21 protein-coding genes are annotated in these 18630 nt (G+C 64.9%); 15 read left to right on the top strand and 6 right to left on the bottom strand.

Annotated features, from left to right (window positions below):
- Positions 1 to 1225 (top strand): ABC transporter permease (locus tag VN047_RS05970; RefSeq protein ID WP_325541036.1); only part of this gene is annotated, 1225 nt, incomplete at its 5' end.
- Here VN047_RS05970 and VN047_RS05965 read toward each other — a convergent pair.
- From VN047_RS05965 to thrS, 3 genes are read right to left on the bottom strand one after another with little or no spacing between them, the layout of a single operon-like run.
- Positions 1222 to 1983, bottom strand: coding sequence for a sulfite exporter TauE/SafE family protein (locus tag VN047_RS05965; protein ID WP_325541034.1), 762 nt, complete (start codon positions 1981 to 1983; stop codon positions 1222 to 1224). The genes VN047_RS05970 and VN047_RS05965 overlap by 4 nt on opposite strands.
- Complete coding sequence (locus tag VN047_RS05960; RefSeq protein WP_325541032.1) at positions 1980 to 2846, bottom strand: metallophosphoesterase; 867 nt, start codon at positions 2844 to 2846, stop codon at positions 1980 to 1982. Before VN047_RS05960 ends, VN047_RS05965 begins: the two co-directional genes overlap by 4 nt.
- On the bottom strand, positions 2843 to 4861 hold the full coding sequence (gene thrS / locus VN047_RS05955) for a threonine--tRNA ligase (RefSeq protein ID WP_325541030.1): 2019 nt from the start codon (positions 4859 to 4861) through the stop codon (positions 2843 to 2845). The genes VN047_RS05960 and thrS overlap by 4 nt, the downstream gene beginning before the upstream one ends.
- 171 nt (positions 4862 to 5032) lie before the next feature.
- Here thrS and VN047_RS05950 point away from each other — a divergent pair, with 171 nt between their 5' ends.
- The 11 genes from VN047_RS05950 to VN047_RS05900 all read left to right on the top strand — a co-directional run bounded on the left by VN047_RS05950 (position 5033) and on the right by VN047_RS05900 (position 10525).
- Positions 5033 to 5455 (top strand): MerC domain-containing protein, encoded by a 423-nt coding sequence (locus VN047_RS05950; RefSeq protein WP_325541027.1) that lies wholly within the window; start codon positions 5033 to 5035, stop codon positions 5453 to 5455.
- Positions 5452 to 5832, top strand: coding sequence for a VOC family protein (locus VN047_RS05945; protein ID WP_325541024.1), 381 nt, complete (start codon positions 5452 to 5454; stop codon positions 5830 to 5832). The genes VN047_RS05950 and VN047_RS05945 overlap by 4 nt, the downstream gene beginning before the upstream one ends.
- Positions 5833 to 5989: 157 nt before the next feature.
- Entirely contained in the window at positions 5990 to 6580 is a 591-nt protein-coding gene (locus VN047_RS05940) for a hypothetical protein (protein WP_325541021.1), read from the top strand.
- Entirely contained in the window at positions 6577 to 6771 is a 195-nt protein-coding gene (locus VN047_RS05935; protein WP_325541019.1) for a helix-turn-helix transcriptional regulator, read from the top strand. Before VN047_RS05940 ends, VN047_RS05935 begins: the two co-directional genes overlap by 4 nt.
- An 82-nt stretch (positions 6772 to 6853) precedes the next feature.
- On the top strand, positions 6854 to 7117 hold the full coding sequence (locus VN047_RS05930) for a DUF6356 family protein (protein WP_325541017.1): 264 nt from the start codon (positions 6854 to 6856) through the stop codon (positions 7115 to 7117).
- On the top strand, positions 7114 to 7878 hold the full coding sequence (locus VN047_RS05925; protein ID WP_325541040.1) for an alpha/beta hydrolase: 765 nt from the start codon (positions 7114 to 7116) through the stop codon (positions 7876 to 7878). The genes VN047_RS05930 and VN047_RS05925 overlap by 4 nt, the downstream gene beginning before the upstream one ends.
- Positions 7879 to 7916: 38 nt before the next feature.
- Positions 7917 to 8354 (top strand): thioesterase family protein, encoded by a 438-nt coding sequence (locus tag VN047_RS05920; protein ID WP_325541015.1) that lies wholly within the window; start codon positions 7917 to 7919, stop codon positions 8352 to 8354.
- Between the two features lie 9 nt (positions 8355 to 8363).
- Positions 8364 to 8801 (top strand): VOC family protein, encoded by a 438-nt coding sequence (locus VN047_RS05915; protein WP_325541013.1) that lies wholly within the window; start codon positions 8364 to 8366, stop codon positions 8799 to 8801.
- 10 nt (positions 8802 to 8811) lie between these two features.
- Positions 8812 to 9219: a VOC family protein gene (locus tag VN047_RS05910; RefSeq protein WP_325541011.1), complete on the top strand. Its 408-nt coding sequence runs from the start codon at positions 8812 to 8814 to the stop codon at positions 9217 to 9219.
- 69 nt (positions 9220 to 9288) lie between these two features.
- Positions 9289 to 10017 (top strand): hydroxyacylglutathione hydrolase, encoded by a 729-nt coding sequence (gene gloB, locus VN047_RS05905; protein WP_325541009.1) that lies wholly within the window; start codon positions 9289 to 9291, stop codon positions 10015 to 10017.
- Positions 10018 to 10078: 61 nt separating this feature from the next.
- A complete protein-coding gene (locus tag VN047_RS05900; RefSeq protein ID WP_325541007.1) occupies positions 10079 to 10525 on the top strand; it encodes a hypothetical protein in 447 nt (148 codons plus the stop codon).
- 86 nt (positions 10526 to 10611) lie between these two features.
- Here the strand turns inward: VN047_RS05900 and VN047_RS05895 are convergent, their stop codons facing one another.
- The 3 genes from VN047_RS05895 to VN047_RS05885 are packed head-to-tail and all read right to left on the bottom strand — an operon-like array spanning position 10612 to position 15270.
- On the bottom strand, positions 10612 to 12417 hold the full coding sequence (locus VN047_RS05895) for an AMP-dependent synthetase/ligase (protein WP_325541005.1): 1806 nt from the start codon (positions 12415 to 12417) through the stop codon (positions 10612 to 10614).
- Between the two features lie 49 nt (positions 12418 to 12466).
- Complete coding sequence (ggt, locus tag VN047_RS05890) at positions 12467 to 14158, bottom strand: gamma-glutamyltransferase (RefSeq protein WP_325541003.1); 1692 nt, start codon at positions 14156 to 14158, stop codon at positions 12467 to 12469.
- Positions 14159 to 14199: 41 nt separating this feature from the next.
- Complete coding sequence (locus VN047_RS05885) at positions 14200 to 15270, bottom strand: quinone-dependent dihydroorotate dehydrogenase (RefSeq protein ID WP_325541001.1); 1071 nt, start codon at positions 15268 to 15270, stop codon at positions 14200 to 14202.
- Positions 15271 to 15366: 96 nt separating this feature from the next.
- Between VN047_RS05885 and VN047_RS05880 the strand changes: the two genes are divergently transcribed.
- The 3 genes from VN047_RS05880 to VN047_RS05870 form a co-directional block, all read left to right on the top strand.
- The gene (locus VN047_RS05880; protein ID WP_325540999.1) at positions 15367 to 17187 is read left to right on the top strand and encodes a DUF885 domain-containing protein; all 1821 of its coding nucleotides are present in this window, start codon (positions 15367 to 15369) and stop codon (positions 17185 to 17187) included.
- A gap of 96 nt (positions 17188 to 17283) precedes the next feature.
- Positions 17284 to 18174 carry a helix-turn-helix domain-containing protein gene (locus VN047_RS05875; RefSeq protein ID WP_325540997.1) on the top strand — a complete coding sequence of 297 codons (891 nt, stop codon included), beginning with the start codon at positions 17284 to 17286 and terminating at the stop codon, positions 18172 to 18174.
- Between the two features lie 285 nt (positions 18175 to 18459).
- Positions 18460 to 18630, top strand: a 171-nt coding sequence (locus VN047_RS05870) for a helix-turn-helix domain-containing protein (RefSeq protein ID WP_325541038.1), incomplete at its 3' end; no start/stop codon positions are given.

Below are 18630 nucleotides of genomic sequence, written 5' to 3'. Positions count from 1 at the left end.
GGCGATCGGGCTGCTGCTGATTCTTGTCGGGCTGGGCTGGCTGGTGCGCCGCACCGCGAGCCGACTGCCGCGGCCCCGGCGTCCATTGTTCCGCCTTGCGCTCGCAAACCTGCACCGTCCGGGCGCCGCGACCGGCGCGCTGGTCGTCGCACTCGGGCTGGGACTGACGCTGTTCGTCACCCTCGCAGCGATCCAGACGAGCATCACCGCCGAGATCCGCTCGACGGTGCCGCAACGCGCGCCCAGCTTCTTCGTGCTCGACGTGCCGCGCACCGAAACCGCGCGCTTCCGGACGATGGTGACCGGGGCAGATCCCAGGGCCGGGATCAACATGATCCCCGCGCTGCGCGGCAGCGTCACCGAATTTGCCGGCCAGCGCGTCGACGAGCTCGCCGAATTGCCTGAGGGCGCGTGGGTGCTGCGCGGCGACCGCGGACTGACTTACAGCCCGGTGCTGCCGAGCGGCAGCGAACTCGTCGGCGGTCAATGGTGGGCGGCCGACTACAGGGGCCCGCCGCTCGTCAGCGTCGAGCAGGAGGTCGCCGCATCGCTGGGCCTCAAGATCGGCGACACGCTGTCTGTCAATGTGCTGGGGGTCGAGGTGCAGGCGAAGGTCGCGTCGCTGCGCACCGTCAATTGGGACAATTTCGGGCTCAACTACGTGCTCGTCTTCTCGCCCGGCACCTTCGACGCCGCACCGCACAATATGGTCGCAACGGTCGCGGTGGGGCCGCAGGCCGAGGCAGCCCTGTCGCGCAGCATCCCGCGCGCCTTCCCCTCGGCGTCGCTGATCGCGGTGCGCGACGTTGTGTCGCAGGTCACGACGCTGCTCACGCAGATGAGCCAGGCGATCGCGGCTGCGGCGAGCATTGCGATCCTCGCCGGCATCGCGGTGCTGATCGGCGCGATCGCGGCGAGCCGCGAACGACGCGTCTACGACAGCGTGATCCTGAAGCTGCTCGGCGCGACGCGCGGACAGATTCTGGGCGCGCAGGGCATGGAATATGCGGTGCTCGCGGGCATTCTTGCTGTGCTCGCGCTGGGACTCGGCCTCGCGGGCGCCTGGTATGTCGTGACGCAGCTATTCGAATTCGACTTCGCGCCCGATCCGCTGATCGTCGGGCTGACGCTGCTCGGCGGGGCGGGGCTGTCGTTCGTGATCGGGATTGCGGGAAGCTGGCCCTTGCTCTCGGCGAAACCGGCGCAGGCGCTCCGCAGTCTCTAGTTCAAAAGGCGTATGACCGCCGATATCGCTGCGATGCCAAGCACCACCGCAACCATGGCCTGCCAGATATGCGGCGGTACGCGCCCAAAGGCGCGCGCACCGAAATAATTACCGAACCACATCGGCAGGAAAAGAAGGACGGCGAGCAGGAAGAGCCGCCAGGTTGCAATCCCCACCCAGAGCGCGGCGAGCGTCCCCGCGATCGCGGTTGCAAAGAAGATCAGCAGCATCGAAGCGCGCGCGACCTTGGGTTCGAGGTGACGACGGAGATAAAAGGGTACAACCGGCGGCCCCGGCATCGCGGCAAAACCGGTGAGGATGCCCGATGCGATTCCCGTCCCCGCGACTGCGGCGCGCCCGGGCCGATGTCCTTCGGGCTGCTTGGGCAACAGCACCGCGACGAACGCCCCGACCGCCACGAGGGTGATCAGCAGCCGCGCGACGTCGGGTGTGGTCGCATGAAGCGCGACCATGCCGATCGGCGTCGTCGCCATCGCGAGCAGCGCGATAGGCACGGCCGTCGCGCGGTCGGCGTCCGCCATGATGATCCGGATTCCCACCGGCCCGATCAGCAATTGCAGCAGGATCCCGAGCACCACCGCCTCGCCCGGCGCGATGATCAGCCCGAGCAAAGGCACGAGGATAATCGCCATGCCGAACCCCGTCAGCCCTCGCACATAGGCAGCACCAAAGGTCATCGCCGCCGCCCCGGCAATCGTGAGCGGCGCGAGGCCGACGAGGTTCTGGAGGCTGGTCATCGGGAAGCGGCTTTCGGTGCGAGAGTGATCAGCCACGCATCTGGCGGGGTGTTGAAACGAAGTGGCAACAGGCTGGTCCCGAGCCCGGCGCCGACGAAAACGCGTTGCCCCTCGTCGTCGATCGCGCCGCACGCAAAGCGGTCGCCGTAACGCGACACATAGGTCAGCGCACCGATGAAGGGGAAACGGATCTGGCCGCAATGGGTATGGCCGGCGAAGACCGCGGCGACGGGTCGCGGCAGGTCGGGGACGATGTCCGGGCTATGCGTCACGAGCAACGACACGCCAGGCCCGAGCCGATCCATCGCGGCGAAGGTTTCCGGTACATCGTCATGCCCCGAATAATCATCGTCGACGCCGCCGACGATCAGCGGGCCGAGCTTGACCGCTTCATTCTGCAGCACGCGAAGCCCGCGTTTCTCGAGTTCGCCGCGCAGCGCGTCAGGTTTGAACCAATGGTCGTGATTGCCCGGCGCGACGATGACGCCAAGCGGGGCGCGAAGTCCCCCGAGCGGCGCGACGACTTCAGCCGCGGTATAGATATGCGTCGCGCTGCGCTTTTCGCTGACGAGGTCGCCCGCGATCAGGATGAGGTCGGGCTTCAGCCGGTTGAGTTCGCCGACAATCCGGGCGAGCCGTTCGGGCGGCATGTCGGGACCGGCGACGTGAATGTCGGATAGCAGGAGAAGCTTGAGCGGCGCCTGCCCCGCGGGCCAGTCGACGATCTCCACGGTCGCCGACCGGATCACCGGATCGCGCGTCGCATTCCAATAGCCCTTGGCGAGAAGCGCCGCACCGGCGAGCGCCAGCAACGACAGCCAGCGGAGCCACCGGCGCGGGCGACGCTTCTCTGCCGCGATCAACTGCGGAGGTCGGGCGGGGTCGCCTCACCCTTCAGCATCGCGATCGCCTCGGCGAGCGGCATGATACGCTGGCCGTCCTGCCCGAGGGTGCGGATCGCGACAGTGCCTTCCTCGGCCTCGCGATTGCCCACCACGAGCAGGTAGGGAACCTTGGCGAGGCTGTGTTCGCGGACCTTGTAGTTGATCTTCTCGTTGCGGACGTCGATGTCTGCGCGGATGCCCGCCGCGGTGAGCTGGGCCACCGCGTCCTTGGCGTAAGCGTTCGCGTCGCTGACGATCGTCGCGACCACCGCCTGCACCGGCGCGAGCCAGGTCGGGAAGCGGCCCGCGAAATGCTCGATCAGGATGCCGATGAAGCGTTCGTAAGTACCAAGGATCGCGCGGTGGAGCATCACCGGGCGGTGGCGCTCGCCATCCTCGCCGATGTAGCTCGCGTCGAGGCGTTCGGGCATCACGCGGTCGGACTGGATCGTCCCGCACTGCCACGTCCGGCCGATCGCGTCGGTCAGGTGGAATTCGAGCTTGGGCGCATAGAAAGCCCCCTCGCCCGGCAGTTCTTCCCAGCCATAATCGTCGTTCGCCATGCCCGCGCGCTCGACGGCTTCGCGAAGCTCGGCCTCGGCCTTGTCCCACATTTCCTCGGTGCCGAAGCGCATGTCGGGGCGCAGCGCGAGCTTCACCGCATATTTCTCGAAGCCGAGCTGCTTGTAGACGCGGTCGAGCAGCGCGCAGAAATCGCGCACTTCCTCGACGATCTGGTCTTCGCGGCAGAAGATATGGCCGTCGTCCTGCGTGAACTGGCGCACGCGCATGATACCGTGCAGCGCACCGTGCGGCTCGTTGCGGTGGCAGCAGCCCATTTCGGCCATGCGCAGCGGCAGGTCGCGATACGACTTCATCCCCTGACGGAAGATCAGGACGTGCGCGGGGCAGTTCATCGGCTTGAGCGCCATCCATTCGGCGTCGTCCGAGACGATCGGACCTTCGTCCTCGATGTTCGGCACCTCGTCGGGGATCACGAACATATTCTCGCGATATTTGCCCCAGTGGCCCGATTGCTCCCACTGGCGCGCGTCCATCACCTGCGGGGTCTTGACCTCCTGATAGCCCGAGCCGTCGATCGCGCGGCGCATATAGGCCTCGAGCTCGCGGTAGATCCGGTAACCCTTGGGGTGCCAGAAGACGCTGCCGTGCGCCTCCTCCTGCAGATGGAACAGGTCCATCTCGCGGCCGATCTTGCGGTGGTCGCGCTTCGCGGCCTCCTCCAGCCGGACGAGATGTTCGGCGAGCTGCTTCTTGTTGAGCCAGCCGGTGCCATAGATGCGCGAAAGCTGCGCATTCTTCTGGTCACCGCGCCAATAGGCGCCCGAAACGCGCGTCAGCTTGAACGCGGCGGGGTCGAGCTTGCCGGTCGAGGCCAGGTGAGGCCCGCGGCACATGTCCATCCAGCCCCCCTCCCCGCTCTGACCGCCGCTGCGATAGACGGTGAGTTCCTCGCCCTGCGGCAGTTCGGCCGCCCATTCGGCCTTGAACGTCTCGCCCTCGGCCGCCCATTTGGCGATCAGCCTGTCGCGGTCCCAAACCTCGCGCGTCAGCGGCAGGTCGGCGGCGATGATCTTGCGCATCTCCTCCTCGATCAGCGGCAGTTCGTCGTCGCGGAACGGGCCATGCTCGGCGGTCGGCGCAAAGTCGTAGTAGAAGCCGTCGCCCGTCGACGGGCCAAAGGTGATCTGCGTGCCCGGGAACAGGTTCTGCACCGCCTCGGCGAGGACGTGCGCATAGTCGTGGCGGAAGAGTTCGAGCGCGTCGGCCTCGTCGCGGCCCGTCACCAGCGACAGGTTCGTATCTTCCTCCAGCGGGCGCATGATGTCGCGCAGCTCGCCGTCGATCTTGGCAGCGAGCGCAGCCTTGGCGAGGCCGGGTCCGATGTCGGCCGCGATCTGTGCCGCGGTAGTGCCGCGCACGACTTCACGGGCAGAGCCATCGGGAAGGGTGACACGGATCATCTGGGACATCGAAAAATCGGCCTTTCTGGCGGTGGGGTCGGCGCCCGGAAAAGGCACCAAAACTGCGCCCCTTTGCCAGCATGCGATATGGGCGGCAAGGGGCGGATTCGCAATCGGGGGTTGAAATGATATGTTGTATCATTATCTGGCATGCGATACCCCTTCCGCGAAAGACATCCCATGTGCCTCCCCGCCGCGCGCCCGCGCCTTGCCGACCTGACGGGGATCACCCTGTCGCTGACCTGCCTCGTCCATTGCCTCGCGCTGCCGCTCGCCATCCTGCTCGCCCCCGCCTTCGGCCGCTGGATTGCGCTGCCCGAGGGGATTCACGCGGCGATCCTGTTGCTCGCGCTGCCTGCAGCGACGATCGCGATGCGGGACGGTTGGAGCCGGCATCGGCGAATGGCGCCCGCCCTGTTCGCCGTTGTCGGGCTTGGCCTGCTTGCACTCGGCCTGTCGGCGCACGAAGGATGGATCGCCGCCGCCAATCCCGAGGCGGCCGACCGCGTACTGACCTCGGCGGGAGCGCTCGTCCTTGCCGCAGCGCATGTCGTCAACTGGCGCTGGCGTCATCGCAGCGGCGGGCATAAGCTGCCGGGATGACCGACGTTCCGCCGCCCCACAGCATCGCCGCGATCCTGCCGTGCACCGATCTCGATGCCAGCACCGCTTTCTATAAAAAGCTCGGCCTGTCCGTCGTCGGCGATTATGGCAGCTATCGCCTGCTCGAAGACGGCAAGGGGTGGCAGTTGCACCTGACGAACGAGTCGCCCGAGGGATGGCTGGTGCCCGGGCAGAACCCGTTCGGGCTGTACCTCTATACCGAGCGCGTCGCGGAACTGGCCGAGAGATTGCGCGACGCGATTCTCGAACGCGAAAAGGCGCCGACGCACAAGCCGTGGGGCATGTACGAGTTCGCGCTGTCGGACCCCGACGAAACGCTGGTGCGGATCGGCTGGCCGAGCCGGTTGGTGGGTTAAGTCCCGGCGTCGCGACCGTCTGATATTCTTCACAAGCGAAGTGGCCCCCGGATCAGGTCCGGGGTGACGAAGGCGCCTGTCGGTAATGTCAATGAAACTTGACTCGGTTGCGCTGATTATGTCAACTTTCCTTTACTGATTCGCAAGGAGACTTGACATGACCAGAGCAACTTCCTCCACAAAACGCGCCACCTTCCTCTGGTCAGCCGCTTTCATGGTCGGGATGTCCGGTACCGGCGCGCTGCTGTTCACCGATTTCGTCCAGCCGCCGTGGGGCATGGCGGTGATGCTCGTCCCGATGTTGTTGCTGATCCCGCTGGTGCGCGCATCCGAACGGATGCAGCGTGCGGCCGGTTCAGCTTCGCCCGCGGCGGCACGCTATAACCGGCGGATGCTCGCCGCCTCCTTTGCCTATGTGATCGGCTTTCTGGTCGCCGTCGCGCTGTTCGTCGATCAGACGGTTTCGAAACCGGTTGCCGCGATGCTGTCGCTCCTGCCGACATTCGGCACTTTCGGAATGATCTGGGCGATGGCACGCTATGTCACCGAAGAGAGCGACGAATATCTCCGTGTACGCACCGTCAACGCAGCGCTCGTGGCGACGGGATTGCTGCTCGCGACCGGAACATTCTGGGGATTTCTGACGACCTTTGGCGTCGCGCCTCATGTGCCGATGTGGGTGCTGGTGCCGATATGGGCGATGGGGCTGGGCATCGGCCAACTGGTCAACAAGGTGCGCGAGGCGTGAAGAACCGTCTCAAGGTGCTGCGCGCCGAGCGCGACTGGAGCCAGGGCGACCTCGCCGAGCGGCTCGAAGTGTCGCGCCAGTCGGTCAATGCGATCGAAACAGGCAAATATGACCCGTCGCTGCCCCTCGCCTTTCGCATCGCCGACCTGTTCGGCCTGTCGATCGAGGATATTTTCCTCAGGGATGCATAATCGGCCCGGAACGGCGAGCCGACCTTGCGGGAGATACGGTCTCCCGCTAGGGCGACGACAGCCGGAAAGGAGCCTTCCCCCCATGATCAAGTCGCTCAAGCGCCTGTTCGTCGACCACCCGAAGAGCGTCGATGAGAATTACGTCGAGCATTTCGGCGTCGCGTCGAAATTCGGCGTGACGATGATCTATGGCGGCCTCTGCGCACTGGTCCATGCGGTCGTTCCGGGCTGGTGCATCACCACCGGCAGCGACACGATCAAGCGGCTCAATCATATCATGGTCGAACAAAGGCGCGCCAAGGGGCAGGCCGTGATGCAGATGAGCACGATCGACTGGGTCATCTGATCCCGGTGGACGCCGCCCCCGATTATCTCGAACGCACGGGCCGCCCGCGGCTCGCCTGTCGCCATACGCCGGGCATGGGTCCGACGGTCCTTTTCCTGCCCGGCTATATGTCCGACATGGCGGGCGGCAAGGCGACCGCGCTGTTCGATTGGGCCGCCGCCGAAGGCCATGCCTGCCTGCTGCTCGATTATGCCGGATGCGGCCTGTCGGACGGCCTGTTTGCCGACCAGACCTTGCTCGACTGGCGCGGCGACGTGCTCGACCTGATCGACGCAAAGGTCGAGGGGCCGGTCGTCATCGTCGGATCGTCGATGGGCGGCTGGCTGATGCTTCTCACCGCGCTCGCACTCGTCCGGCGCGACGGGCCGGCCCGCGTCGCGGGGCTTGTCGGGATCGCTGCGGCGCCCGATTTCACCGACTGGGGTTTCACGCCCGCAGAAAAGGCGATCATCCTTGCCGAAGGCGCTCTGATCGAGGAAACGCCCTACAGCGACCAGCCCTATATGACGACGCGCGGATTCTTCCAGTCGGGCGAAGCGAACCTGTTGCTCGACAGCGAAATCCCGCTCGCCTGCCCCGTCCGCCTGCTCCACGGCGAGGAGGACGGCGACGTTCCGCCCGATATCAGCCTGCGCCTGTCGGCCGCGCTCGCCAGTGATGATGTGCAGGTGACGCTGGTGAAGGGCGGCGACCACCGTCTGTCGCGCGATACCGACATCGCGCTGCTGATCGACACCGTCGCGCGTATCGCGACAAATTAGACACCGTCGCGCGCCTCGCGACAAACCAGAGGATTTCCATGGCCCGCAGCGACTTTCGTTTCCACGTGACCAAGCGCGTCCGCTATGCCGAGATCGACGCGCAGGCGGTCGTGTTCAACAGCCGCTATCTCGAATATTTCGACATCGGCATCACCGAATATTGGCGCGCCGCGGGCGTCTACGAACGCTGGCCGCTCCGCGACAGCCCCGAATTCCACGTCGCGCGCGCCGAGGTCGATTACAAGGCCCCGATCCTGCTCGACGAGCAGATCGACATTTGCGTGCGCGCGTCGCGCGTCGGCAAAAGCTCGATGACCTTCCTGTTCGAACTCCACGGCACGGGCAAGGACGACCTGCGCGCGAGCGGACAGCTCATCAATGTCCATGTTGCCGAGGCGCAGGGCGCACCGGCCCCGGTGCCCGACGAATTCCTATTCCTGTTCGAAGCGTTTGAAGAGCGGGCCCTTCGCGCCTAATATGGCGCCATGACAAAATATCTTCACACGATGATCCGCGTGTCGGATCCCGACGCCACCGTCACCTTCTTCAAGCTGATCGGGCTCGAGGAAACGCGCCGTTTCGACGACGAAAAGGGCCGCTATACGCTGATCTTTCTTGCCGCCCCCGGACAGGGCGGCGTCGCCGAGGTCGAGCTGACCTATAACTGGCCGCCCGCCGATGGCAGCGCGGCCGAGGAATATTCGGGCGGCCGAAATTTCGGCCACCTCGCCTATCGCGTCGACAATATCTATGCGACCTGCCAGCGGCTGATGGATGCCGGGGTGACGATCAACCGCCCGCCGCGCGACGGTCATATGGCGTTCGTGCGCTCGCCCGACGGCATTTCGGTCGAATTGCTGCAGGAAGGCCATCTGCCGCCGCAGGAACCCTGGGCATCGATGCCCAACACCGGCGCCTGGTAGGAACCCCGCGATGCCGGGCCTGTTGATCAATATCGACGTGCCCGACCTCGCTGCTGGCGAGCGCTTCTATACAAATGCCCTCGGCCTGACCGCTTCCCGGCGGTTCGACGACGATATCGTTGAACTGACCGGGTGCGAGGCGCCCATCTATCTGATCGCCAGGCCCGCGGGGTCGACGATCGGCCCCGCGGGTGGCGACTTTCGCCGCTACAACCGGCACTGGACGCCGGTGCATCCCGACTTTTCCGTCGATGACCTTGATGACGCGATCCAGCAGGCAATTGCTGCGGGGGCGGTGCAAGAGGGCGAGACATCGGACCTGCCCTATGGCAGACAAGCAATGTTCGCCGATCCCTTCGGCAACGGATTCTGCCTGATCGAGTTCAACGAGCGGGGCTATGACGCCCTTCTGACCTGAACAGGCGAACCAAGGCCCCGGCGCCGTCGCTCCGTCTTGAAGGGAGCGAGGCGCTGGAAAGGAGATATCATGGCTGCGCTGGACATCGTCCGCATTCCCGTTCTCAGCGACAATTATGTCTGGCTGGTCCATGACCCCGAAAGCCGGGCGACGATGGTGGTCGACCCCGCGGTCGCCGATCCGGTGCTCGCCGCAGCGGCCGAGCGCGGCTGGACGATCACCGATATCTGGAACACCCACTGGCACCCCGATCACACCGGCGGCAATGCCGCGATCAAGGACGCCACCGGCTGCACGATCACCGGCCCCGCGGCCGAATATGCGCGTATTCCGACGCTCGACGTGCAGGTGAAGGGCGGCGATCAGATCCGCCTCGGCAGTCATGTCGCCGAGGTCTGGGACGTGCCGGCGCACACCGCCGGCCATATCGCCTATCATTTCAGCAACGACGCCGCGATCTTCGTCGGCGATACGATGTTCGCGATGGGTTGCGGCCGCCTGTTCGAAGGCACGGCCGAACAGATGTTCGCCAACATGCAGAAGCTCGGCGCACTCGACGATGCGACCCGCGTCTATTGCGCGCACGAATATACGTTGTCGAACGCGCGGTTCGCGGTGACGGTCGATCCCGATAACGAAGCGCTCGCCGCGCGGCTCGCCGCAGTCGAGGCGGCGCGCGGCGCGGGTGAAGCGACAGTACCGACAAGTATCGGCGAGGAACGCGCAACTAATCCCTTCTTGCGCGCGCCAAGCGCGGCCGAACTTGGCCGTATCCGTGCGCTGAAAGATGCGGCATAATGCCGCTTCAGCACCCATTCATCTGCCAGGGCCAGAACGGCCAATCTCGAGGAGCAAATTCATGGCGAAGCTGAACCCGATGGCTGCCATGCTGTTGACCGCGGCTGTACCGCTGGTCGCAAGCTGCGCGCCCGCGGGAACCGCCGAACCGGGCGCTGCCGCGCTCACCCCGAAGCAGGCGGAACGCCTCGACAAGCAGCTCGCGGGCAAGGTTCCCGGCGAACCGGTCAAGTGCCTGCCCAATTATCGCAGCAACGACACGATCCGTGTGTCGGACAGCATTCTTCTCTATCGGTCGAGCGGCAACCTCGTTTACCGCAATGACCTCAGGAGCAGCTGCCCCGGCCTCGCGCGCGACAGCGACATCATGGTCGTGCGCCAGTTCGGTTCGTCGACGTGCAGCGGCGACTTTTTCCATCTGGTCGACCGGTCGAGCGGCATCCGCGGCCCGACATGCGTTTTCGGCGAGTTCGTCCCCTATCGCAAACCGGCGGGGGACAAAGGCTGAGCCAAGGTTCAGTCGCAGGCGGGGTCCGGTTTGCGCCGAGCTCTTCGGGTCGCACCCCCGCCTGCTAATGCTCAAATCGCGACGGATTATCCTTTATACAAGGCCGCGATCTTGTCCTCGTAAACCTGTTTCAGGATATGCCGCCGGATCTTCATCGAGGGCGTCATCTGCTCGTTCTCGATCGTGAAGGGCTCGTCGGCGAAGTCGAATTTGCGGACTTTTTCGATCACCGAAAGCTGGCCATTGACGCGGTCGACTGCGGCACGAACCGCGGCACGGAATTTCTCGTGCTCGCGCAGCCGGCAAAGATCCTTGGGAAGCCCCTCGGCTTCGGCCCATTCGGTCATCCATTCGGGGTCGGGAACCAATATGCCGACGATATGCGGTCGCTTGTCGCCATAGACCATCGCCTGCAGGATTTCGGGCTGAAGCGTCAGCATACCCTCGACGCGCTGCGGCGAGACATTGTCGCCCTTGTCGTTGACGATCAGGTCCTTCTTGCGATCGGTGATGACGATGCGGCCCTTGTCGTCGATATGGCCGATGTCACCGGTGTGGAGCCATCCATCAACCAGCACGCGGTCGGTTTCGGCCTTGTTGCGCCAATAGCCTTTCATGACAAGTTCGCCGCGCACCAGTATCTCGCCGTCGTCGGCAATCCTGACCTCGGTGTTCATCAGCGGCGGACCGACGGTATCCATCTTGATCCCCGCGCTCGGGCGGTTGCAGCTGATCACCGGGCCTGCCTCGGTCTGGCCATAGCCCTGCAGCAGCGTCAGCCCGATCGAATGAAAGAAGACGCCGATTTCGGGATTGAGCGGCGCACCGCCCGACACGAGCGCTTTCATCCGGCCACCGAAACGCTTGCCGATCTTGGGTCGGAACAATTTGTCGAGGATAAGGTCGACCGGCCGATCGAGCACACCCATGCGGCGCTCATAATCCTTCTCGCCGACGCGTAGCGCCTGCCGCAGCATCCAGTTCGCGAGCTTCCCCTGCTTTTCGACCGACTTGATCATCCGCGCGCGGATCACCTCGAACAGCCGCGGCACGACGACCATGATCGTGGGGCGCGTTTCCTCGATGTTCGAGACGAGTTTCTCCAGCCCCTCGCTGTAATAGATTTGCGCGCCGACCATGATCGGCAGGAACTGTCCGCCTGAATGTTCATAGGCATGGCTCAAGGGCAGAAACGACAGGAACACCTCCTCGTCGCCGATACCGAAGTCGCTGACGAGCACTTCGGCCGCACCCGCCGCATTGTGCAGGATCGCGCCATGATGCTGCATCACCCCGCGCGGCGCGCCGCCCGTGCCGCTGGTGTAGATGAGGCACGCGGTGTCGTCGCGCGTCATCGTCGCGGCGCGCGCTTTGGTTTCTTCCAGATATGCCTCACCACCCGAAACGAGCGGTTCCCAGTCGTGGACGGCAACCTCGCCCTGCTGGCCGATGCGCAGGCTTTCCATGCTGATCACGATATGCGCTTCGGACCGCATCACCGCGGGCATCAACGTGCGCGCGAGCTTTGCGGTCGACACGATCACCGCCTTGGCGGCGCTGTTGTCGAGGATGTGCTGATGGTCACGCTCGGTGTTGGTCGTGTAGGTCGGCACGGTGATGCAACCCGCAGCCATGATGCCAAGGTCTGCGATGCACCATTCGGGCCGGTTCTCGCTGACCAGCACCACCCGGTCGCCTTCCTTCAGCCCCAGTTCGCGCAGATTATGCGCGAGCGCCGACACCTGGTTCGCGACCTGTCGCCAGCTCAGCGGCTGCCAGGCGCGGTCGGCCTTGCGCCACAGGAAGGGATCTTCGCCGCCGCGCGCTGCGCGGTCGAAGAACATCGCGACCAGACTCGGGAAATGGTCGAGATGGGGGTTCACAAGCTTCATTCTGCCTCTCTCCAGGGAGATATCATTGCGTCTGTTCTGTTATCGTTGATCAATTCTGTGCCGGCGCGCCGTCAATCGACGAGCTGCCGGGACCGCGTGGATCGGCCGCCCCGCGCCAGCCCTCGGCGGTGCGCTCGACCGCGTTGAGCTTTGAACCAAGGCTGGTCGCGGTGAAGCTGTAACCGAAAGGTTTCATCTTCGCGGCGATCGCCTGTCCTGCCTCATTATTCTCGATCAGCACGCCGCCCTGCCCGAAGAACAGGTTGGGAAGCTCCATCGCCTGCTTCGCGTCGAGGCCCCAGTCGAGCACGCCGACGAGCACCTTCGTCACATGCATGATGATGCGCTTTCCGCCCGCCGAGCCGACCGCGAGCACGACCTTGCCGTCAGGTCCATAGACGATAGTCGGCGACATCGACGACAGGGGACGCTTGCCCGCCTCGACCCGGTTCGCGGTCGGTACGCCATCCTTGGTCGGCGCCAGGTCGAAGTCGGTGAGCTCGTTGTTGAGAAAATAGCCATTGGCCATCAGCTGGCTGCCAAAGATGCTTTCGACGGTCGACGTCATCGACACGACATTGCCCGCCTTGTCGGCCGTGACGAAATGCGTTGTCCCCTGCTCTGCGACCGGCGGCGCTGCGGCGCGCGGCTTCGCGCCCGGCGGCGTACCGGGGTCGTAGCGGCCCGCCGCGCCGAAGGGCGAGATCAGCTGGCGGCGTTCGGCGAGATACGCCTTGTCGAGCAAACCCTTGACCGGCACGTCGATGAAATCGCCATCGCCCAGATAGGCGGCGCGATCAGCATAGGCGAGCTGCATCGCTTCCGAGAGCAGGTGCCAGCTCATCGGATTATCCTTGCCCATCGCCTTCATGTCCCAGCCTTCGATCATCCCGAGGATGCCGAAGACCGTCGTCGCGCCTGACGAAGGCGGCCCCATGCCGCAGACCTTGTAGATCCGATAGGTGGTGCAGACCGCGGGACGCTCCTTCGCCTTGTAGCCGGCGAGATCCTTCAGGGTCAGTTGTGCGACGTTGCGCGGCGCCTTTGCCACGGCGTCGCTGATCGCCCTAGCATTGGCGCCGCTATAGAAAGCTTCGGGACCGCGCGCCGCAATGTCGCGCAGCAGCTTGGCGTAAGCCGGGTTCTTGATCCGCGTGCCGACCGGAGCGGGTTTGCCATCGACATAGTAGATCGACCTGGGAGCCGGAAATTCCTTCCACATCGGTTCGAACTGGACCAGCCAGTTGTTCAGCGCCGGAGTGACTTCGAAGCCTTCCTCGGCAAGCTTGATCGCGGGTTGGAGCAACGCCTTCCACTCGAGCTTGCCCCATTTTTTGTGCGCCATTTCCATCAGGCGCATATTGCCCGGAACACCCACCGACAGCCCGCCCGGAATGACGTCCATATAGCCACGCGGCTTGCCGTCGGGCCCGAGGAAGCGATCGGGCTTTGCCGCGGCGGGTGCCGTTTCGCGGCCGTCGATCGTCGAGATGCTGCCGTCTTTCGCATCATGGTGGAGCATGAAACCGCCGCCGCCGATGCCGCTCGACTGCGGTTCGACCAAGGTGAGCACCGCCACCATCGCCACCGCCGCGTCGGCGGCGGTCCCGCCCTCATGCAATATCTCGCGCCCCGCTTCGGTCGCGCGCGGATCGGCGGACGAGGTCACCCCCTGCGCGGCTGCGAGCGACGGAAGGACGAGCGTGACGAGGGCAGCAAGCGGCAGGAATCTTTTCAACATGGGCGCGACATTGGCCCGCGCCTCGGGCCAAGGCAACCCCGTCAGTGCGCTGTCCCGACAGCGTCGGCAACGCGCGCGAAGCCGTCGCGGATCGCCAGCTTTTCAAGGCCGTGCGCGATCCGTCCTGCAAGGCCGGGACCTTCATAGACCATCGCCGAGTAGATCTGCACAAGGCTGGCTCCCGCGCGGATTCGCTCCCACGCCTGTTCAGCCGAGGCGATCCCGCCCGCCGCGACCAGCGGCAGCTTGCCGCCGCTTGCAGCATGGAAATCGCGAACCCGCTGGAGCGCCAGCGCGGCAAGCGGCGCACCCGAAAGCCCGCCGGCCTCCCCGCCGTGACGCGACGCGAGCGCGGGGCGCGCGATCGTCGTGTTCGACACGATCACCGCTGCCAGCCCCTTGTCCAGCGCGACCGCGACGATGTCGTCGATGTCGGCGGGTTCCAGGTCGGGCGCGACCTTCAGAAACACCGGCTTCGCCGAGCCCGTCGGTTGCGCGGCGGCAACCCCGTCGAGCAAGGCTTCGAGCGCGCCCTTGTCCTGCAAGGCGCGCAGGCCCGGCGTGTTCGGCGAACTGATATTCACGGTCAGATAATCGGCGAGCGGCGCCATCGCGGCGGTACCCTTCGCATAATCGTCGATGCGGTCGGCGCTGTCCTTGTTCGCGCCGATATTGATGCCGAGCGGCACCGGCAGGCCATAACGGCGCAGGCACGTGATGCGCTCTGCCGCCTTTTCCTGCCCGCCGTTGTTGAACCCCATGCGGTTGATCACCGCCTGGTCCTCGACGAGCCGGAACAGCCGCGGACGCGGATTGCCGTCCTGCGGCAGCGGGGTGAGCGTTCCGACCTCGACGAAACCGAAGCCGAAGTGCGGCATGGCGTGCGCGACGCGCGCATCCTTGTCGAAGCCCGGTGCGAGGCCGACGGGATTGGGGAATTCGAGCCCCGCAAGCGTCGTCGCGAGCGCAGGGCTGGTCAGCGCGTGTCGCGCGCGCGGCAGCGGCGCAAGTGCGTTCAATGTCAAATTATGCGCCGCCTCGCCGTCGGTCGCGTGGATCATCGGGCGAACGAGCGCATAGGCGGCGTCGGTCATGGAAGCGAAAAGCGACATGGAGCATGCCATTGCGCCGGCCCGGGGCCTATGGCAAGCCCCGCCTCAACCAATTTGGCCGTCCAGCAAAACCATCGGAAAAACCGGGAGAAAATCGTGTCGCATCTTCGCATCATCGCTCGCCTGTCCACCGGGCTCGCCTTGCTCGCAGTCGCGGGCTGCGCACCCGCCGCAGTACAGGATGCGCCCGCCACCGCCGCGTCGACCCCGGCTCCCGATGCCGCACCCGCAGGCGCCAACCTCGCGCAATTCTTCGACAATTATGATGCGGCGCAACTTTCGCTCAGCCCGCAGGGCAAGGCGTATCGCGGCATTCGCGACGGCGATTACGGCCGCTGGAACGATGTGAGCGACGAAGCCGAAGTCGCGAGCCACAAGCTGCAGCAGGCGACCGCCGCCGCGATGCGCGAAAGCTTCGATCCCAAGACGCTGACCGCCGACGAAGCGCTGTCGTTCGAACTGTTCAACGCACAGGCCGCGCGCGCCGACCGGCTGTTCCCGTTCCGGGATCATGGCTATATCTTCGATCAGATGAACGGCGCGCAGAGCCAGATGCCTGCCTTCCTGATCAACATCCACCGCGTCGCCAGTGCCGCCGAGGCCGAAGCTTATATCGAACGCATACGCGGCCTTGGCCCGGTCCTCGACACGCTGTCGGCACAGTCGGCGGAGCGCGCGAAGGCGGGAATCCAGCCACCGAAATGGGTCTACGCCTATCTGATCTCCGACATCGGCAACCTCCGGAAACCCGACAATGCGGTGATCGAGGATATTACGGCGAAGGTCGGCAAGCTCGAGATCGACGCGGCAGAAAAGGCACGGCTGGTCGCATCGGCGAAGGCGGCGTGGAACGAGAGCGCGGGTCCCGCCTATGGCCGGCTGCTCACCGAGATGAAGCGCCAGCAGGCGAGCGCGCCCACGCAGGACGGCGTGTGGCGCCTGCCCGACGGCAAAGCCTATTATGAGGCGCTGCTCGCGAATTACACGACGACCGACATGACCGCGACGCAGATCCACGACCTCGGTCTCGCCGAGGTTGCGCGAATCCATGGCGAGATGAAAGCAATCATGACCAAGGTCGGCTTCAAGGGCACGCTTCCGCAATTTTTTGCGCACCTGCGCACCAGCCCGCAATATTTCCACACGACGCGCGAGGCGTATCTCGCCGACGTCGCGACCCGGATCACGGCAATGGAGGCGCGGCTGCCTGCCTTCTTCAACACGTTGCCCAAGGCGCATCTTCAGGTGAAGGCGGTCGAGGCGTTCCGCGAGAAATCGGCGGGCAAGGCCTTCTATCAGTCGCCGTCGCCCGACGGGTCGCGGCCGGGCACCTACTATGTCAATCTTTACGACCTTCGGGACATGTCGAAGACCGAACTGGAAGCGCTCGCCTATCACGAGGGGGTTCCCGGCCACCACCTCCAGCGCGCGGTGCAGACCGAACTGACGGGACTGCCGCCGTTCCGCCGCTTCGGCGGTTTCACCGCCTACACCGAGGGCTGGGGCCTCTATACCGAGGAACTCGGCAAGGACATGGGCTTCTACACCGATCCCTACAGCGATTTCGGCCGGCTCGGCATGGAACTCTGGCGCGCGTGCCGGCTGGTCGTCGACACCGGAATCCACGACAAGCGCTGGAGCCGCGAACAGGCGATCCAGTATCTGAAGGACAATACGCCCAACCCCGACGGCGATATCGAAAAGGCGATCGAACGCTATATCGTCTATCCGGGGCAGGCGACGGCCTATCTGATCGGCAAGCTCAAGATCATGGAACTGCGCGGTCGCGCGCAAGCGGCGCTGGGCGACCGGTTCGATTTCCGCACCTTCCACGACGTGGTGCTCGAATCGGGACCGGTGCCGCTCGATGTGCTCGAACGTCGCGTCGATGCGTGGATCGCCACGCAGAAAGGTTAGGAATAGACGATTGTCGCTTGACGCGCGCCGATGAAAGGCAAATGACGGATTCCATAAGAAGGCAGCCACCCAAAAAGGCTGTCGAGGTCTGGGTCCATGTCGCAAACATCATCCTCGCCGTCAGGCGTGGACGGCAGTGCGCCGTTCGAACTCCACTATTTTCCGCCCGATCCCGATCTGGTGGATATGGTGTCGAGTTTCTATTTCATGCGAATCGACCCGCCGCTGTTCGACGAATATGAACGCGCCGACCGCCCGCAATTTCGGATGATGAGCGCGGCCGAAGGCGAATATATCTTCCCCGACGGCCATCGATTCCCGGCGCGGCGCGCAACGATCCTCGGGCCGACGAGCGGCAGCGTTCGCGCAGTCGTGAAGGGCGGTGCGCTGCGCGTCTTCGGCTTCGGCCTGCTCCCCGTCGGCTGGGCAACCTTGATGGGCGACCATGCCGACAAGCTGACCGATCGGGCGATGGACGCCGGCAGCCTGTTCGGCGACTGGGTCGATGACGTGATCACGGCGCTGATCGCCGCACCCGGCAACGATCAGCGCCTCGTCATCATCAACAACTTCGCGCGGGAGATACTGAAGAGGAACCAGCCCGCGCCGGTGTGGTTCACGCGGACCGTTGACCAGTGGCTGACCGAAACACCCTCCCCGCAGGTTCCCGAACTGGTCGAGGCGACCGGCATGTCGATCCGTTCGGTCGAACGGATGACCAAACATTATTATGGCCTGTCGCCGCGCATGCTCGCCCGCAAGTACCGTGCGGTGCGCGCCGCCTCGGCGCTCGCGCGCGGCGAAGGGCTCGATTCCGCGCAACTCGGCGATGCGTTTTACGACCAGTCCCACCTGATCCGCGAGATGAAGCGTTTCGCCGGGGCGACGCCGGGGCAACTCGCAAAACCAACCCCGTTGACCGAGGCGACGACCCGCGGCCGCAAGCAGCTTGCCGGCAGGGTGAGCCCGCTCGTCTCCGAAACCTGAGCGCGCGCGTTAACCACCAAAATCAGCCGCCTTGTCGTTTTGGCGTTTTCATACAATCACGAATCAGGGGTCGGGCATAATCCGTCGCTGCGACCCAGAAGAGCTCATCCTCTGACGAGGACTTGAGACCTTCATCTTGGCACTCATTTGGCTTTGGCCGGATGGGTGCCTTTTTTCTTGGCGCGAGAATAGCGCCCGTCGGTTGCGCCGCGGCAAGGCTTCCCCTATATAAGTGGAGTGATTTACTCCAGTTAAGAATCGTTCGCAACTGCGACGGAAAATTATATGCGCCTGTCCAACCTTGCCGATTATGCCGTGGTGCTGATGAGCGCCGCCGCCCGCCAGTGCGGGTCGGTGCCCATTCACGCGGGCATGCTGGCCGAGCAGACGGGAATTCCGGGACCGACCGCGCAAAAGCTGGTGAGTCAGCTCGCGCGCGCCGGCCTGCTCGTCAGA

It is taken from the genome of Sphingopyxis sp. (assembly GCF_035565275.1).
Taxonomy (GTDB): Bacteria; Pseudomonadota; Alphaproteobacteria; order Sphingomonadales; family Sphingomonadaceae; genus Sphingopyxis.
The sequence above is the reverse complement of the archived record's forward strand: the minus strand, read 5'-3'. Positions and strand labels throughout refer to the sequence as shown.

Coding starts and splice junctions, on each gene's coding strand:
- VN047_RS05930 (WP_325541017.1), top strand. CDS start 6,854: ATGATCAAGTCGCTCAAGCGCCTGTTCGTCGACCACCCGAAGAGCGTC.
- VN047_RS05910 (WP_325541011.1), top strand. CDS start 8,812: ATGCCGGGCCTGTTGATCAATATCGACGTGCCCGACCTCGCTGCTGGC.
- VN047_RS05950 (WP_325541027.1), top strand. CDS start 5,033: ATGTGCCTCCCCGCCGCGCGCCCGCGCCTTGCCGACCTGACGGGGATC.
- VN047_RS05895 (WP_325541005.1), bottom strand. CDS start 12,417: ATGAAGCTTGTGAACCCCCATCTCGACCATTTCCCGAGTCTGGTCGCG.
- VN047_RS05940 (WP_325541021.1), top strand. CDS start 5,990: ATGACCAGAGCAACTTCCTCCACAAAACGCGCCACCTTCCTCTGGTCA.
- ggt (WP_325541003.1), bottom strand. CDS start 14,158: ATGTTGAAAAGATTCCTGCCGCTTGCTGCCCTCGTCACGCTCGTCCTT.
- VN047_RS05900 (WP_325541007.1), top strand. CDS start 10,079: ATGGCGAAGCTGAACCCGATGGCTGCCATGCTGTTGACCGCGGCTGTA.
- VN047_RS05875 (WP_325540997.1), top strand. CDS start 17,284: ATGTCGCAAACATCATCCTCGCCGTCAGGCGTGGACGGCAGTGCGCCG.
- VN047_RS05965 (WP_325541034.1), bottom strand. CDS start 1,983: ATGACCAGCCTCCAGAACCTCGTCGGCCTCGCGCCGCTCACGATTGCC.
- VN047_RS05920 (WP_325541015.1), top strand. CDS start 7,917: ATGGCCCGCAGCGACTTTCGTTTCCACGTGACCAAGCGCGTCCGCTAT.
- thrS (WP_325541030.1), bottom strand. CDS start 4,861: ATGTCCCAGATGATCCGTGTCACCCTTCCCGATGGCTCTGCCCGTGAA.
- VN047_RS05915 (WP_325541013.1), top strand. CDS start 8,364: ATGACAAAATATCTTCACACGATGATCCGCGTGTCGGATCCCGACGCC.
- VN047_RS05885 (WP_325541001.1), bottom strand. CDS start 15,270: ATGTCGCTTTTCGCTTCCATGACCGACGCCGCCTATGCGCTCGTTCGC.
- gloB (WP_325541009.1), top strand. CDS start 9,289: ATGGCTGCGCTGGACATCGTCCGCATTCCCGTTCTCAGCGACAATTAT.
- VN047_RS05945 (WP_325541024.1), top strand. CDS start 5,452: ATGACCGACGTTCCGCCGCCCCACAGCATCGCCGCGATCCTGCCGTGC.